Origin of the sequence: Streptomyces sp. 4F14 (assembly GCF_048159485.1) — a bacterium.
Lineage (GTDB): Bacteria > Actinomycetota > Actinomycetes > Streptomycetales > Streptomycetaceae > Streptomyces.
In genome coordinates this window covers 1-14,510 of the sequence record NZ_JBLRVY010000034.1, presented here as the reverse complement: position 1 = coordinate 14,510, position 14,510 = coordinate 1, and the positions used below count along the sequence as shown (strand labels likewise).

Sequence of the window (14,510 nt, the reverse complement as noted above, 5' to 3'; positions counted from 1 at the left end):
TCGATCAAATGAGTCACGAAGGTCACAGAGCACTTCCGGAACCGGAATAAAGGCGGCAGGATGAACAAGTTGGCGGCACTGAGTGCCGCCGACACGCCCGATGGCCGACCCCGAGTGCACTCTCCTGCGCCAAATGGGGGATGGTAGAGACAGTCAGGGCAACCTCGAAGATGAGGCACAACGTCGGTGAGGGAAGACGTGAGCGACAACTCTGTAGTACTGCGGTACGGCGACGGCGAGTACACCTACCCGGTGATCGACAGCACCGTCGGTGACAAGGGCTTCGACATCGGGAAGCTCCGCGCCCAGACCGGTCTCGTGACACTCGACAGCGGCTACGGCAACACCGCCGCGTACAAATCCGCGGTCACCTACCTCGACGGCGAGGCGGGCATTCTGCGCTATCGGGGTTACCCGATCGAGCAGCTGGCCGAGCGCTCCACGTTCCTGGAGGTGGCCTACCTGCTGATCAACGGTGAGCTGCCGACCGTCGACGAGCTCGCCGTGTTCAAGAGCGACATCACTCAGCACACGCTGCTGCACGAGGACGTCAAGAACTTCTACAAGGGGTTCCCGCGCGACGCGCACCCGATGGCGATGCTGTCGTCGGTCGTGTCCGCGCTGTCGACGTTCTACCAGGACAGCCACAATCCGTTCGACGAGAAGCAGCGCAACCTCTCGACGATCCGGTTGCTCGCGAAGCTTCCGACGATCGCGGCGTACGCGTACAAGAAGTCCGTCGGGCATCCCTTCGTCTACCCGCGCAACGACCTCGGGTACGTCGAGAACTTCCTGCGGATGACGTTCTCCGTGCCGGCGCAGGACTACGACCTCGACCCGGTCGTCGTCGCGGCGCTCGACAAGCTGCTGATTCTGCACGCCGACCACGAGCAGAACTGTTCGACCTCCACGGTTCGTCTTGTCGGGTCGTCGCAGGCGAACATGTTCGCGTCCATCTCCGCGGGCATCAACGCGCTGTGGGGGCCGCTGCACGGTGGCGCCAACCAGTCCGTCCTGGAGATGCTCGAAGGCATCCAGGCGAGCGGTGGTGACGTCGACTCCTTCATCCGCAAGGTGAAGAACAAGGAGGACGGCGTCCGGCTGATGGGCTTCGGGCACCGGGTCTACAAGAACTTCGACCCCCGCGCGAAGATCATCAAGGCTGCGGCGCACGATGTGCTGTCCGCGCTGGGCAAGTCCGACGAGCTGCTCGACATCGCGCTCAAGCTGGAGGAGCACGCGCTCTCCGACGACTACTTCGTGTCGCGGAGCCTGTACCCCAACGTCGACTTCTACACCGGGCTGATCTACCGGGCCATGGGCTTCCCGACGGAGATGTTCACGGTGCTGTTCGCGCTGGGGCGGTTGCCGGGGTGGATCGCTCAGTGGCACGAGATGATCAAGGAGCCGGGGTCGCGTATCGGGCGTCCGCGGCAGATCTACACGGGTGTTGTGGAGCGGGACTTCGTTCCCGTCGAGGAGCGCTGACGCCTTCGGCGTGAGTTGTAGGTTCGGGGTCCTTTCGCCTGGTGGCGGGAGGACCCTTCGCCTATGGAGGTGGGGGGTGATGTTGTGGGGCGGGTGCGGGTCGGTTGTGGCTTGTCGCGGCCCGCGCGGCGGTAGCCGCATATCGATACAGCCCCGCGCCCCTGAGGGAACGGGAGTGGGCCTGCGTTATCCGGGTGCTGTTCCTCGCCGGCTCTTCTAGGCTCCGGGCATGTTTCGTCTGGAGCGGCTTCGGGTCGGGCATGCTGCTGCGCTTCTCGCCTTTGAGCTGGAGAACCGGGACTACTTCGCTCGGACCATTCCCGACCGGGGTGATGACTACTTCCGGGAGTTCGATGAGCGGCTGGTGGGGCTGATTGCCGAGCAGGAGGGCGGGGTGTGTCACTTTCACGTTGTCGTGAGTGGGGCGGGTGAGGTGGTGGGGCGGATCAATCTGGTGGATGTCGAGGACGGGGTTGCCGAGTTGGGGTATCGGGTCGGGGAGCGGTGGGGTGGGCGCGGGGTGGCTTCCTGGGGAGTCGGGGAAGTCTGTCGGGTTGCCCGGGGCACGTATGGGCTTCGGGGGCTCTTCGCCGGGGCCGCCGTCGGGAATGTGCGGTCACGCCGTGTGTTGGAGGGGAACGGGTTCGTGCTGACTCGGTCGAGTGAGGGGCAGGTGCGGTACGAGCTTGCGCTCGTTTGAGCGGGGGTTCATCACGATCGGGTTTCGGCCAGTGGCTCAAGACTTGCCTTCGGGGCATGTAATCGATTCCAATCGTGTTAACACGTCGATGTAATCGATTCCACGAGGAGGTGGGGCGGTCATGGCGAGCATCAAGGATGTTGCCGCCGAGGCGGGCGTGTCCGTGGCGACCGTGTCGCGTGTCCTGAATCGGCACCCCTCGGTGAGTGCGGACGCGCGGACGCGGGTGGAGGCGGCCGTGGCGGCGCTGGGGTACCGGCCCAACGCCGTCGCACGGTCGCTGCGTACCGATGAGACCCGCACTCTGGGGCTCGTGATCAGCGACGTGCTGAATCCGTACTTCACCGAGCTGGCGAGGTCGGTGGAGGAAGAGGCGCGGGCGCTCGGGTACAGCGTGATCATCGGGAACGCCGACGAGCGGCCGGAGTTGCAGGACCACCACGTACGGACGCTGCTGGACCGCCGTATCGACGGGCTGCTGGTGTCGCCGACCGACGGTGGGTCGCCGCTGATGCTGGACGCCGCTCGGGGTGGGACGCCGATGGTGTTCGTGGACCGGTGGATTCCCGGCGTGGACGTGCCCGTGGTGCGGTCGGACGGGCGGGCCGCCGTACGGGATCTCGTCGCGCATCTGCACGGGCTGGGGCACCGCCGGCTCGCGATCATCGCCGGGCCGGCGGCGACCACGACCGGGCAGGAGCGCGTCGAGGCGTTCCGGGAGGCGCTGGAGGAGTGCGGTCTTGAGCTGCCGGACCAGTACATAGGCCAGGGCGACTTCCAGGCCGAGAGCGGACGCCGGGTGACCGAGGGGTTCCTCGATCTCGCCGAGCCTCCGCAGGTCGTGTTCGCGGCGGACAACCTGATGGCGCTGGGCGCCCTGGACGCCGTACGCGCGCGCGGACTGCGGGTGCCGGACGACATCGCGCTCGCCGCGTTCGACGACATCCGCTGGTTCGTGCACACGGACCCGCCGATCACCGCGATCTCGCAGCCCACGGACGAGCTGGGGCGGGCCGCCGTCCGCGCTCTCGTGGACCGCATCGAGGGGCGGGCGCCGCACTCCGTGACGCTCCCCGCCCGTCTCGTCGTTCGCCGCTCGTGCGGCGAGAACCCCGTAACGAACAGGAGCCAGTCGTGAGCAACGCGGACGAGTTGCTGCGCATCGAGGGCATACGGAAGACCTTCCCCGGGGTGGTCGCGCTGGACCGCGTCGACTTCGACCTGAGGCGGGGCGAGGTCCATGTGCTGCTCGGTGAGAACGGCGCGGGAAAGAGCACGCTCATCAAGATGCTCTCCGGCGCGTACACCCCCGACGAGGGCCGGATCCTGGCCGGTGGCGAGGAGGTGCGCATCCATGGTGCGCAGGACTCCGAACGGCTCGGGATCGCCACGATCTACCAGGAGTTCAACCTCGTCCCCGACCTGACGGTCGCCGAGAACATCTTCCTGGGCCGCCAGCCGCGCAAGTACGGGATGATCGACCGCAAGCAGATGGAGGCGGACGCTGCCGTTCTGCTGGAGCGCGTCGGTGTCAGTGTCTCGCCCCGCGCGCGGGTGCGTGAACTGGGCATCGCCCGGCTCCAGATGGTCGAGATCGCGAAGGCGCTGAGCCTGAACGCGCGTGTGCTGATCATGGACGAGCCGACGGCCGTGCTGACCTCCGAGGAGGTCGAGAAGCTGTTCGTCATCGTGCGGAAGCTGCGCGAGGACGGCGTCGGGATCGTCTTCATCACGCACCACCTGGAGGAGATCGCCGCCCTCGGGGACCGGGTCACGGTCATCCGGGACGGCAAGTCGGTCGGCCAGGTGCCCGCCTCCACGCCGGAGGAGGAACTCGTCCGGCTGATGGTGGGCCGGTCCATCGAGCAGCAGTACCCGCGCGAGCGGGGCGACGTCTCCGAGGCGCCGCTGCTGTCCGTGGAAGGGCTGACCCGGGACGGCGTCTTCCACGACGTCAGTTTCGAGGTGCGGGCCGGTGAGGTCGTCGGGATCGCGGGTCTCGTGGGCGCGGGTCGTACTGAAGTAGTACGGGCTGTGTTCGGGGCCGACCCGTACGACCACGGTACGGTCCGGGTTTCCGGGGACTCCCTGCGCAAGCACGACGTCGTCGCCGCGATGGCGGCCGGTATCGGTCTAGTACCTGAGGACCGCAAGGGCCAGGGGCTCGTGCTCGACCAGTCGGTCGAGGAGAACCTCGGACTGGTCACTCTCAGGTCTGCCACCAAAGGTGGCATCGTCGACCTCAAGAGCCAGCACGACGACGCCGCGCGGATCGCGCAGCAGCTCGGGGTGCGGATGGCCGGGCTCGGCCAGCAGGTGCGCACGCTGTCCGGCGGCAACCAGCAGAAGGTCGTCATCGGCAAGTGGCTCCTGGCCGACACGAAGGTGCTGATCCTCGACGAGCCCACGCGCGGCATCGACGTCGGCGCCAAGGTCGAGATCTACCAGCTGATCAACGAACTCACGGCCGCCGGGGCGGCCGTACTGATGATCTCCAGCGATCTGCCCGAGGTGCTCGGTATGAGCGACCGGGTGCTGGTGATGGCTCAGGGCCGGATCGCGGGCGAGCTGTCCGCCGACGAGGCCACGCAGGACGCGGTCATGTCGCTGGCCGTGAGCAACCCCACTACCGAACTGGAGGCCCCCCGTGGCCGCTGAAACGCTCAAGGGCGGTACGGGCGCCGGTGGCGCCGCGGCGGTGCGCCGTCTGCTGCTCGACAACGGCGCGCTGACCGCGCTGATCGTCCTCGTCATCGCCATGTCGGCGCTGTCGGGCGACTTCCTGACCACCGACAACCTGCTCAACGTCGGCGTCCAGGCGGCCGTGACCGCCATCCTCGCCTTCGGTGTCACCTTCGTGATCGTCTCGGCGGGCATCGACCTGTCGGTGGGTTCGGTGGCCGCGCTGTCGGCGACCGTGCTCGCGTGGACCGCCACCTCGCACGGGGTGCCGGTGTTCCTCGCGGTGCTGCTGGCGCTCGCGACCGGTATAGCCGCGGGTCTGATCAACGGCTTCCTGATCTCGTACGGCAAGCTGCCGCCGTTCATCGCGACGCTCGCGATGCTGTCGGTGGCGCGCGGGCTCGCGCTGGTCATCTCGGACGGGTCGCCGATCGCGTTCCCGGACTCGGTCTCCCACCTGGGCGACACGCTCGGCGGGTGGCTGCCGGTGCCGGTGCTCGTGATGGTGGCCATGGGTCTCATCGCCGCGTTCGTCCTGGGCCGTACGTACATCGGCCGTTCGATGTACGCCATCGGTGGTAACGAGGAAGCGGCACGCCTGTCGGGTCTTCGGGTGAACCGGCAGAAGCTCGCGATCTACGCGCTGTCCGGTGTCTTCGCCGCCATCGCCGGTGTCGTCCTGGCCTCCCGGCTCTCCTCCGCGCAGCCGCAGGCCGCCAGCGGGTACGAGCTGGACGCCATCGCCGCCGTCGTCATCGGGGGCGCCTCCCTCGCAGGGGGTACGGGTAAGGCGTCCGGGACGCTGATCGGTGCGCTGATCCTCGCGGTGCTGCGCAACGGGCTCAACCTGCTGAACGTCTCGGCGTTCTGGCAGCAGGTCGTCATCGGTGTCGTCATCGCGCTGGCGGTGCTGCTCGACACGGTGCGGCGCAAGGCCGGGGCGGCGCCGACGGCGATCGGGGCGCCCGGTGGGGGCAAGGGGAAGCAGGTCGCGACGTACGGGGTCGCGGCGGTCGTCACCGTGGCGGTCGTGGGGGCTACCTCCTTCCTGCACAACGGGTCTTCCGGGTCCGACAATCAGAAGATCGGTCTCTCGCTCTCCACCCTCAACAACCCGTTCTTCGTGCAGATCCGGTCCGGTGCGCAGGCCGAGGCGAAGAAGCTGGGCGTCGATCTGACCGTCACCGACGCGCAGAACGACGCCTCGCAGCAGGCCAACCAGCTCCAGAACTTCACCAGTTCGAACCTCGGCGCGATCATCGTCAACCCGGTGGACTCGGACGCGGCGGGCAACTCCGTGAAGGCCGCGGACAAGGCGAAGATCCCGGTCATCGCCGTCGACCGCGGGGTCAACAAGGCCCAGGTGGACGCGCTGGTCGCCTCCGACAACGTCGCCGGCGGCGAGCAGGCGGCCAAGACGCTCGCCGAGAAGCTCGGCGGCAGCGGGAAGATCGTCATCCTTCAGGGGCAGGCGGGTACGTCCGCCGCGCGCGAGCGGGCCGAGGGCTTCGCCAAGGGGCTCAAGGCGTACCCGGGGATCCAGGTCGTCGCGCAGCAGCCGGCCGACTTCGACCGGACCAAGGGGCTCGACGTGATGTCGAACCTGCTCCAGGCGCACCCGGACGTGCAGGGTGTCATCGCCGCCAACGACGAGATGGCGCTCGGCGCGGCCAAGGCGCTCGGGTCCAAGGCCGGCAAGTCCGTCCAGGTCGTCGGCTTCGACGGAACTCCCGACGGGCTCAAGGCGGTTGAGCAGGGGACGCTGTACGCGTCGATCGCCCAGCAGCCGTCGCAGCTCGGGAAGATCGCCGTGGACAACGCGCTCAAGGCGATCAAGGGCGAGAAGGTCGAGGAGACCATCAAGGTGCCGGTGAAGGTGGTCACGAAGGAGAACGTGGCCGGGTTCAGCGGCTGAGACAGCCGATGGGCGGGTGGCGGGAGACATGTGAACTCCCGCCACCCCCACCGCCGTTCACAGGGATGACTGGGAGTCAATTCATGTACGAGTACGACCTGCTGGTCGTCGGGTCGGCCAACGCCGACCTCGTGATCGGTGTCGAGCGCAGGCCCGGCGCCGGGGAGACGGTGCTCGGGTCCGACCTCGCCGTCCATCCCGGCGGAAAGGGCGCCAACCAGGCGGTCGCCGCCGCGCGGCTCGGGGCGCGTACGGCGCTGCTCGCGCGGGTCGGGGACGACGCGAACGGGCGGCTGCTGCTGGAGTCTCAGCAGGGCGCCGGCGTCGACACGGTGGGCGTGCTGGTGGGCGGGGCGCCGACCGGCGTCGCGCTGATCACCGTCGACCCGTCGGGGGACAACAGCATCGTGGTGTCGCCCGGCGCCAATGGCCGGCTCACGCCGGGCGACATCCGGGCCGCCGGGGCGCTGTTCCACGCCTCGCGGGTGGTGTCGGCGCAGTTGGAGATCCCCTTGGAGTCGGTCGTGGAGGTCGTGCGGCAACTGCCGTCCGGGACACGGTTCGTGTTGAACCCCTCTCCCCCGCAGGCGCTGCCCGCCGAGGTGTTGGCCGCGTGCGATCCGCTGATCGTGAACGAGCACGAGGCTCGGGTGATCCTGGGCGGTGCTGCGCTCCGTGACGATCCCGCCGAGTGGGCGCGGGAGTTGCTCGCGAGCGGGCCCAAGTCGGTGGTGGTGACGCTGGGTTCGGAGGGGGCGTTGGTGGCCTCTTCGTCGTCCGAGGAAGTCGTGCGGGTCGCGTCGGTGAAGGTCGACGCCGTCGACACGACCGGGGCCGGGGACTCGTTCACGGCCGCGCTGGCATGGAAGTTGGGCGCCGGGTCCTCTCTGGCGGAGGCCGCTGCCTATGCCGCCCGCGTGGGCGCGGTCGCTGTCACGCGGCGAGGTGCGCAGGAGTCGTTCCCCACCGCCGAGGAGGTCGAGGCCCTGTGCTGTGCTAGCCCGGGGGACGACCCCCGGACCCCCGGCAGGGGGTCGGACGACATCCCCGGCGCTGGTTCGCGAGGTGAGTCCCTGTGAAGAAGGGTGGGATTCTGAATCGGCATCTCGCCGGGGCCATCGCCGAGTTGGGGCACGGGGACGGGGTGCTCGTGTGCGACGCGGGGATGCCGATTCCGGACGGGCCCCGGGTGGTCGACCTCGCGTTCCGGGCGGGCGTGCCGTCGTTCGAGGACGTACTCGCCGGGCTGCTCGACGAGTTGGTGGTCGAGGGGGCGCTCGCGGCGGAGGAGGTCCGGGAGGCGAACCCCGCCGCGGACGGGCTGTTGACGGGGTCGTTCGCGGACCTGTCGTACGTGTCGCACGAGAAGCTGAAGGAACTGTCGGCCGGGGCACGGCTGGTGGTGCGGACCGGGGAGGCCCGGCCGTACGCGAACGTGCTGCTGCGGTGCGGGGTGTTCTTCTAGGTCCGCCCGCCTTTTTCGGGAGCGTTGCCGGAAATGCTTCGAGGGGCCCCGTCCGTCGACCGGGCCCCTCGGCGTTTCCCCCTCCGTGCCGGAACCCTCGTGATCCCCCCAGATCCCCCTCCAAGGTTCCGACGCACAGTACGACTGCCCTAGGGGGGAAAGGGTTGTACGGCTTCCCGAAGATTTTTTCGGCCGGTGCCTCAGCCGCGTACGGCGTCCCCTTCGCGCACCGGACCACCCCGTACGACCGTCGCGTAGACGCCCACGCAGGGTTCGGGCGGGCGGCCCGGTAGCGCCGGGATCCGGTTGTGCCGGGCCGGTACGCGCAACGCCTCGGGGTCGCGCGGGACTTGGCCGTGTTCCAGGGTCGGTACGGCACAGCGCGGCGTCGACGCGATGATCCGGAGCACTGCGTCGCCGATGGCCAACTCCCTTCCCACCCAGGCGTGTTCGGGGAACCCCTCACCCTCGGTGCCGATCACGAGGTTGGCCCGGTACCGCTCCGGCTCCGCTGTGCCGCGTGGATTCAGGGCCGCCAGCGTGCGCAGGGTGGACGTGGTGACCAGGTGGAGGGGGGCGAAGTCGAAGAACGTGCCCGGCGGGGACGCCGACCCGAACTGCACGAGGTCGTGGGCGACTTGAGCGGTGACGCCCTGCTCCAGTACCTCTTCCGGACGGTCCCTGTCGAGGCTCGCGGCCGACGGGGGTACGTCGATGAGGGTGACCTCGCGGCCGAGGTGGGCGGAGAGTCCGTCGTGCACGCCGGGGTCGTCGGCGGACCAGCGGCGGCCGTCCGGGGTGGTGATACGGACGCCGGTTGCGGCCGACACCGCCGTACAGCGCAGCAACTGTCGCCAGAGGCGGGGGGACTTGGCGCTCGCGATCTTGCCGGTCTGCCGGTCGAGGAGGGCGAGGCGGCGGTCCGCGGTGAGGCCGTGGTCGGTCAGGGTGGTGGCCGGGAGGCGTTCGCCGAGCATCGACTTGACCGGGTAGCGGTGGAGTTGGGTGACGGAGGCGATCATGCGGGCAGGAGATCACGGTCCGGCGGACAATGGGGGGTGCTTGTCCCACCCCGGATCGGACGGGGTGGGACAAGCATGTTCGGGGAGCGGTCAGGCGACGCGGATCAGGACCTCGGCGGAGACGGTGTTGCCGTCCTTGGCCCGCAGGACCTGGGCGCCCTTCTTCGTGAACTTGTCGGCGATCTTGTAGGCGCTCTTCACGACGGGCGCGCTCTGCGGCAGGGTCAGCCACTTGTCGCCGGCCTTGACCTGGAGGGTGACCTTGGAGCCCTCCTTGAGACCGGCGGTCCGGCCGGTGAAGGTGACGACGTCGCCGAGCTTGATGCCGGTCTTGCTCGCCTTGATCGTGATGACCGGCTTGGGCGCGGGCACGGGCGCCGGGGCGGCGCTCGCGGCGGTGGCGCCGGTGACGACGAGGGCGGCGGACAGGGCGGAAACGGCGGCTACACGCATGTTCACAGGTTTCTCCTGGTTTTCTGTCGGTTTCCCCGCAGGGAATGCCAGACGGTATTTTCAATGCCTTTGCTCTGCATTGCGGCGCGGCGATACTACAGACACCACCAGGGGTTTAGCGGTTCCGAGAAGTGGCAGAAAGTGCAAATTCCCAGCTCTTTCACAGGTAATTCAGCGCCCCCGGCCCGCTGAACTGCACGCCTTATAGAGACCTGTGTGAACGAGCCCACACAACTCGCTCGCGCCCCTCGGTAAACATGTCGGCCGCCGCGTGCTGTTACCCGGTGTCAGAACGACCACCGGGAGAGGTGAGCAGCGTGGAGCACTGGGTGCTCGACCCGGCCGTGATCGCGGCTGTGGGGGCGAGTTGGGAGGCGATCGTGCGGATTGCGCGATCGGGGTCCGGCCGCCGTACCCGCCGTCGTATGGTGGCGCGCACATTTCGCTTCCACCGCGCGGGCACCGTCGTCGAATACCGGTACCGGGCCGCGCGCGAGGACGTGTGGGAGGACGAACGGTGACGCACACCGTCGAGGGGGGCAGCGGGATCTCCGGGGCGCACGAGGACTTCGACGTGTTCTTCCAGCGGACGTACCCACGGATGCGGGCGCGGGCGCTGCTGCTGTGGCGCCACCGCGAGGAGGCGGAGGACGCGGTGCAGGAGGCGTACGCCGAGCTGTTCCGCTACTGGGACCGGGTGTCGCGCTACGAGGCGCCCGAGGCGTGGGCGTACAAGGTCATGACCCAGCGCCTCAACCGGGCCCGCCGGACGTGGTTCCGCCAGCACGCGCTGGAGATCCAACCGCCGCCGACGGCGAGCGTGGAGGAGACCTCCGAGGCCCGCCAAGTGCTGGACGCGCTCGGGGGGTTGCCGGACCGGCAGCGCCAAGTCCTGGTGCTGCACTGCCTCCAGGGGATGCCGCAGCAGGAGATCGCCGAGCTGCTGGACATCAAACGCAGCAGCGTCGCGGGGAGCCTGCGCAAGGCACGTGGGCGACTGGGACGGGAGTTGGGGCTGCCGGTGGGCGAACTCCCGGGTGGTGGCGATGCGTTGATGCCCTTGTCCAGCGATCTGCGGCGGGGGGGCACGGCACCGTCCCGTGACCCGTTGAACAGTCTCCTGCGGCAGGCGGAGAACTGGCTGACGGCCGCCTGCGGTTCGGACGAGGACGCCCGGTGAGACATCTGCTGCGCGAGGCTCTCGTGCTCCTGGTCATCGGGCTGCTGGTGGCGGGCTCGCTGCTGCTGTCCGCGGTGATCGGCTACTGGCTGTTCTTCGTCGGCGGCATCACGGTCGTGGCGTTCTTCTGGGCGCCACCCGCCTTCATCTTCCTGGGAGTTGTGGTCCTCCCGCTCCTCGCGGCGGACGTCCGTGCGGTGCGCGGAGTCCGCCGTACGGGCGGTCTGCCGGAGTCGGCGGAACGCGTGTCTCCCTCCGACGCACGGCAGTTGAGGGAACTGGTGACGGAGGTGGCCCGCTCGATGGGAACGTCGCCGCCGACCCACCTCTGGCTCACGCCCCACGCCAACGCGTCCGTGCACGAGGTCCGGCGGCTTTTCCGGCGCCCGAGGCGAATTCGCCACATGTGCATCGGGGTCCCCCTGCTCGTGGGACTGCCGACCGATCAATTACGGGCGGTGCTCTGCCACGAACTGGGCCATTACGCGCGCCGCCACGCCCCGTTCAGCAATACGATCTACCGGGGTTCGGCGCATCTGGGCGAACTGCTGGCGGAACTCGACCACACGGTCCTGCCGGTGAGCGACGTTTCTGCCGTAGACACGTCGATCCGTTCCCTGGCTTCGGTCCAGCGCCGCGTCTTCTCGTTCTACCGCTCCTTCTACGACCTGGTCACGCTGGCGATCCGACGGCACCAGGAATACGAGGCGGACCGCGCAGCCGCCGAGGTCGTCGGCCATGACGTGATGGCGCGGGCCCTTCTCGCCTCGCACGCGACAGCCGCTTCCTGGAACGCGTACCGCACCGGAATCCTGGACCCGCTGCACGCGTACGGCCAATCCCCCGACGACCCGTACGAGGCATTCGGCGCCCTCTTGAACACTCCTGGCCGCCTCCCGCAATCCGTGCCACCGGGCCGAAGCCCCCGCCGGGATTCCCACCCGCCCTTGGAAAAGCGACTGACGGCGCTGACCTCGGCCGGGGTGAGGCTTTCCGTCACCGGAACACCCGCAGTGAAAGAGCTGGCGGTGACGGAGTCGGAGGCGTACGCACAGGTCCGGCAGGCAGCCCTGCCACCCACCGCGCACCCGCAGTACCGCAGGGGTTCCAGAGCGGTCGAGGTGATGCTCGCCGTCAGCGGATTCACGTTCTTCACCTGGCCGTTCTGGGCCTTCATCGGCGAGGAGGCGGTCCGCCCGGTCCTGTACGGCGGAGCGATCCTCGCCCTGGTATCGGCCCTGATCCTGCACAGGCAGCGAAAAAACCCGAAGGAATACCACGACCGTTTCACACCGCCCCCGGCCGGAACGGTCACCCCCGTCCCCTGGACGGAATGGGCAGGCGTCGCCGAGAAATGGCAGGCAGAAGCGCATCCGGTGAAACTCCGCACAGCGATCGACGCGTACAACGCATACCGTGCACGGGAAAGAGACGGCCGCCCCGTCGCCCCGACCTTCGCGGGCCTACTGCGCATACTGGAAGAGGCCCACGCCTCCCCCAGGGCTTCGAATGCACTGCTTTTCGCGGAACAATCAGCGGCCCTCCCCCGACATCTGTGGGGGGCTGCTGCGGCAAACGCCGTGGCGCGTTTCTCGAACCCCGCCGAAGTCACCTATCTGTTCTCGGCTGCGACCTACCAGCCGGCGTTTGTCCGCGTGCTGCGTGACCGACTCCGCTGGGAGCGCGTAGACCTGGACCGCCCACTCCCCCGCATCTCCCCGCCGGCCCCCGAGATCCCCCCGGAGAAACCCGGCCGGGACATCCCGGTCATTCTGCTGGCCTGCACCAGCGCCCTCGTCTTCGCCACGCTCCTCTCAAGGGTGCAGAGCCTGATCCCCTGGGCCGCTGCCGTCACCCTCCTCAGCGTTGCCCTCACCGCCCTGATCCAGATCATGAGACCGGCGAAGTACAGCCAGGATCAACCGCGCAGACTGAGACGGTGGTTGAACCCGGCCGCAGCCCTCTTCATCACCTTCTGCACAATCGGCCGGTTCGGTCAGCTCGGCAGGGGCGAGGTGGCCCCCTGGCTGATCGTGATCACGATGTTGGTCGTGGGGTACCCCCTCTTCAACCCCCGCGCGAAAGTGGGCGGCGTCCGCGCGACCCTGGCCCTGATCCTGGCCGCCTGGACCATCGCGGACGCCTGGAACGCCAACCACGACTGAGGAACGGCCGCCCGGAACTCCCCTGTACTGGGCGGCAGTTGAGAAACGCTCAGCGGATCGCGTGGTCCAGTCGGCGATGTCGAGGGCCTGGCGGTCGTCGACGAGGGCGGCGGCACGCTCGTCACGGGGAGTGAGTGATCAGCCGAGCGGCAGAGCCCACGAGGGGCCGTGAGGGGCGCGGTGCCAGACCCGCTGGCTGCCCTGGGCGACCGTGAGCCCGAACTCCTCTGAAACCCCCACCGGGTGAGTAGGGGTCTCCAGGGCGGTTGGTCTACTGCCAGCCGTGCTCTGCGAGGGGGCTCCGGCCGTCGAGGTAGCCGCGTAGGCCCGCCTCGGGGTACTCGATGATGTCGTCGGGCAGGTCGTGGACGGTGAACCATTCGAGCGCGAGGCACTTCTCCGGTTCCTTGTTGACGGGCTGCCCCTCCCATTCGGTGGCCTCGAAGAAGAAGCCGATGCGCTCCGTCTGAGCGTCCTGCCGATGGTGGACGGTATGGACCAGGCGCAGGTGAGCCGGGTTCACGATGACGCCAGTCTCCTCGTACAGCTCGCGGGCGGCGCCATCGGTCAGGGGTTCGCCCTGGTCGAGCTTGCCGGACGGCATGTGCCATCGGCCGCGGCCGTAGGGGCCGCCGCGCTGCGAGAAGAGGATCTTGGCGCCATCGCGGAGGATGACGTGAGTGTCGATGACGGGCTGGGCCGGTTGTCCGTTCATGTTCCCTGGGGGGTTGGACGGGTGGTTGAGGCGATCGACGCTATCGGCAGAGCCAGGATGGCGTCGGCGATTCGGCGTGCAACGTCCGATGGAGTGACGTGGCTGGTGTCGAGAGGGAGCACCTGAACCCCTCTGCTCATCAGGTAGGCGGCTGCTTCGGCGTAGAGCTCGGCTTCGCGCGCGGGAGCGGTGGGGTCGAGGTGGAAGCGGTGGGTAATGCCGCGCTGGGCGATGCGCTCGGCGATCAGCTCTGGGTCGGCGGTGAGGATCACTGCCATGTCCGGCAGGGGGACCCGGGAGTTGACGGCGAGGAGGAAGTCGTTCGGGACGCCGTCGAGCCGCTGGAGGACGAGCGTGGACGCCAGGTAGCGGTCGCTGACGATCAGCTCCCCCGCCTGTAGCGCGGGCTGTATCACTGTCTCGACGTGCTCGTAGCGGTTCGCGGCCACCAGACAGGCCAGGGCGATGCTGTGGATCTCGTCGGCGTGGCTGCGGGTGAACTGTCCGAGAGCGCTGGTGGTCGGCTCGCCGGTGCGCCGGGCGGGCCGGCCCTCGGCGGCAAGACAGTCGTGAAGGGCCTGGACGGTGGTGGACTTGCCGACGCCGCTGGGCCCGTCGACGGTGACGAACCACCCGTCGCGTTCGCCCGTCATGCGGCCCTACCTTCTTGAGTGCGTCCCGTGAGTTCGCGACTCTGGGACTGCGCGGGTGGGGCAGGGATGGTT

Annotated in this window: 14 protein-coding genes; 10 read left to right on the top strand and 4 right to left on the bottom strand. The window is 68.7% G+C overall.

Translation table 11 applies throughout. The features are described 5' to 3' along the window. The first annotated feature begins 198 nt into the window (after nucleotides 1-198). From ACLZOT_RS40915 to rbsD, 7 genes are all read left to right on the top strand, one after another. Nucleotides 199-1,488, top strand: a complete 1,290-nt coding sequence (locus tag ACLZOT_RS40915) for a citrate synthase (protein ID WP_055723033.1) — start codon at nucleotides 199-201, stop codon at nucleotides 1,486-1,488. A gap of 229 nt (nucleotides 1,489-1,717) precedes the next feature. Then, nucleotides 1,718-2,188, top strand: a complete 471-nt coding sequence (locus ACLZOT_RS40910; RefSeq protein WP_416974278.1) for a GNAT family N-acetyltransferase — start codon at nucleotides 1,718-1,720, stop codon at nucleotides 2,186-2,188. Nucleotides 2,189-2,309: 121 nt separating this feature from the next. Further along, nucleotides 2,310-3,326 carry a LacI family DNA-binding transcriptional regulator gene (locus tag ACLZOT_RS40905; RefSeq protein ID WP_416974277.1) on the top strand — a complete coding sequence of 339 codons (1,017 nt, stop codon included), beginning with the start codon at nucleotides 2,310-2,312 and terminating at the stop codon, nucleotides 3,324-3,326. Continuing rightward, nucleotides 3,323-4,846: a sugar ABC transporter ATP-binding protein gene (locus tag ACLZOT_RS40900; RefSeq protein WP_416974276.1), complete on the top strand. Its 1,524-nt coding sequence runs from the start codon at nucleotides 3,323-3,325 to the stop codon at nucleotides 4,844-4,846. Before ACLZOT_RS40905 ends, ACLZOT_RS40900 begins: the two co-directional genes overlap by 4 nt. Further along, nucleotides 4,836-6,785: a substrate-binding domain-containing protein gene (locus tag ACLZOT_RS40895; RefSeq protein WP_416974275.1), complete on the top strand. Its 1,950-nt coding sequence runs from the start codon at nucleotides 4,836-4,838 to the stop codon at nucleotides 6,783-6,785. The genes ACLZOT_RS40900 and ACLZOT_RS40895 overlap by 11 nt, the downstream gene beginning before the upstream one ends. A gap of 83 nt (nucleotides 6,786-6,868) precedes the next feature. Continuing rightward, nucleotides 6,869-7,864, top strand: a complete 996-nt coding sequence (locus tag ACLZOT_RS40890) for a ribokinase (protein WP_416974274.1) — start codon at nucleotides 6,869-6,871, stop codon at nucleotides 7,862-7,864. Continuing rightward, on the top strand, nucleotides 7,861-8,250 hold the full coding sequence (gene rbsD / locus ACLZOT_RS40885) for a D-ribose pyranase (RefSeq protein ID WP_416974273.1): 390 nt from the start codon (nucleotides 7,861-7,863) through the stop codon (nucleotides 8,248-8,250). Before ACLZOT_RS40890 ends, rbsD begins: the two co-directional genes overlap by 4 nt. A gap of 200 nt (nucleotides 8,251-8,450) precedes the next feature. On the opposite strand, the gene ACLZOT_RS40880 is transcribed toward rbsD, so the two are convergent. Next, entirely contained in the window at nucleotides 8,451-9,272 is an 822-nt protein-coding gene (locus ACLZOT_RS40880; protein ID WP_416974272.1) for an MOSC domain-containing protein, read from the bottom strand. Between the two features lie 90 nt (nucleotides 9,273-9,362). Beyond that, nucleotides 9,363-9,725, bottom strand: a complete 363-nt coding sequence (locus ACLZOT_RS40875; RefSeq protein WP_416974378.1) for a hypothetical protein — start codon at nucleotides 9,723-9,725, stop codon at nucleotides 9,363-9,365. A gap of 317 nt (nucleotides 9,726-10,042) precedes the next feature. On the opposite strand from ACLZOT_RS40875, the gene ACLZOT_RS40870 reads away from it, so the two are divergent. Genes ACLZOT_RS40870 through ACLZOT_RS40860 form a run of 3 tightly spaced genes read left to right on the top strand, consistent with a single transcriptional unit; the run spans nucleotide 10,043 to nucleotide 13,070 of the window. Then, nucleotides 10,043-10,246 (top strand): hypothetical protein, encoded by a 204-nt coding sequence (locus ACLZOT_RS40870; protein ID WP_416974271.1) that lies wholly within the window; start codon nucleotides 10,043-10,045, stop codon nucleotides 10,244-10,246. Continuing rightward, nucleotides 10,243-10,905: an RNA polymerase sigma factor gene (locus ACLZOT_RS40865; protein WP_416974270.1), complete on the top strand. Its 663-nt coding sequence runs from the start codon at nucleotides 10,243-10,245 to the stop codon at nucleotides 10,903-10,905. Before ACLZOT_RS40870 ends, ACLZOT_RS40865 begins: the two co-directional genes overlap by 4 nt. Beyond that, a complete protein-coding gene (locus ACLZOT_RS40860; RefSeq protein ID WP_416974269.1) occupies nucleotides 10,902-13,070 on the top strand; it encodes a M48 family metalloprotease in 2,169 nt (722 codons plus the stop codon). The genes ACLZOT_RS40865 and ACLZOT_RS40860 overlap by 4 nt, the downstream gene beginning before the upstream one ends. 271 nt (nucleotides 13,071-13,341) lie before the next feature. Here the strand turns inward: ACLZOT_RS40860 and ACLZOT_RS40855 are convergent, their stop codons facing one another. Then, complete coding sequence (locus ACLZOT_RS40855) at nucleotides 13,342-13,785, bottom strand: NUDIX hydrolase (RefSeq protein ID WP_416974268.1); 444 nt, start codon at nucleotides 13,783-13,785, stop codon at nucleotides 13,342-13,344. Then, nucleotides 13,782-14,438 (bottom strand): dTMP kinase, encoded by a 657-nt coding sequence (tmk, locus tag ACLZOT_RS40850; RefSeq protein WP_416974267.1) that lies wholly within the window; start codon nucleotides 14,436-14,438, stop codon nucleotides 13,782-13,784. Before tmk ends, ACLZOT_RS40855 begins: the two co-directional genes overlap by 4 nt. Nucleotides 14,439-14,510 lie beyond the last annotated feature (72 nt).

What these genes read in the sequence shown, in the direction of transcription:
- ACLZOT_RS40855 (WP_416974268.1), bottom strand. Translation starts at nt 13,785, where the DNA reads ATGAACGGACAACCGGCCCAGCCCGTCATCGACACTCACGTCATCCTC.
- ACLZOT_RS40875 (WP_416974378.1), bottom strand. Translation starts at nt 9,725, where the DNA reads ATGCGTGTAGCCGCCGTTTCCGCCCTGTCCGCCGCCCTCGTCGTCACC.
- ACLZOT_RS40910 (WP_416974278.1), top strand. Translation starts at nt 1,718, where the DNA reads ATGTTTCGTCTGGAGCGGCTTCGGGTCGGGCATGCTGCTGCGCTTCTC.
- ACLZOT_RS40880 (WP_416974272.1), bottom strand. Translation starts at nt 9,272, where the DNA reads ATGATCGCCTCCGTCACCCAACTCCACCGCTACCCGGTCAAGTCGATG.
- ACLZOT_RS40890 (WP_416974274.1), top strand. Translation starts at nt 6,869, where the DNA reads ATGTACGAGTACGACCTGCTGGTCGTCGGGTCGGCCAACGCCGACCTC.
- ACLZOT_RS40905 (WP_416974277.1), top strand. Translation starts at nt 2,310, where the DNA reads ATGGCGAGCATCAAGGATGTTGCCGCCGAGGCGGGCGTGTCCGTGGCG.
- tmk (WP_416974267.1), bottom strand. Translation starts at nt 14,438, where the DNA reads ATGACGGGCGAACGCGACGGGTGGTTCGTCACCGTCGACGGGCCCAGC.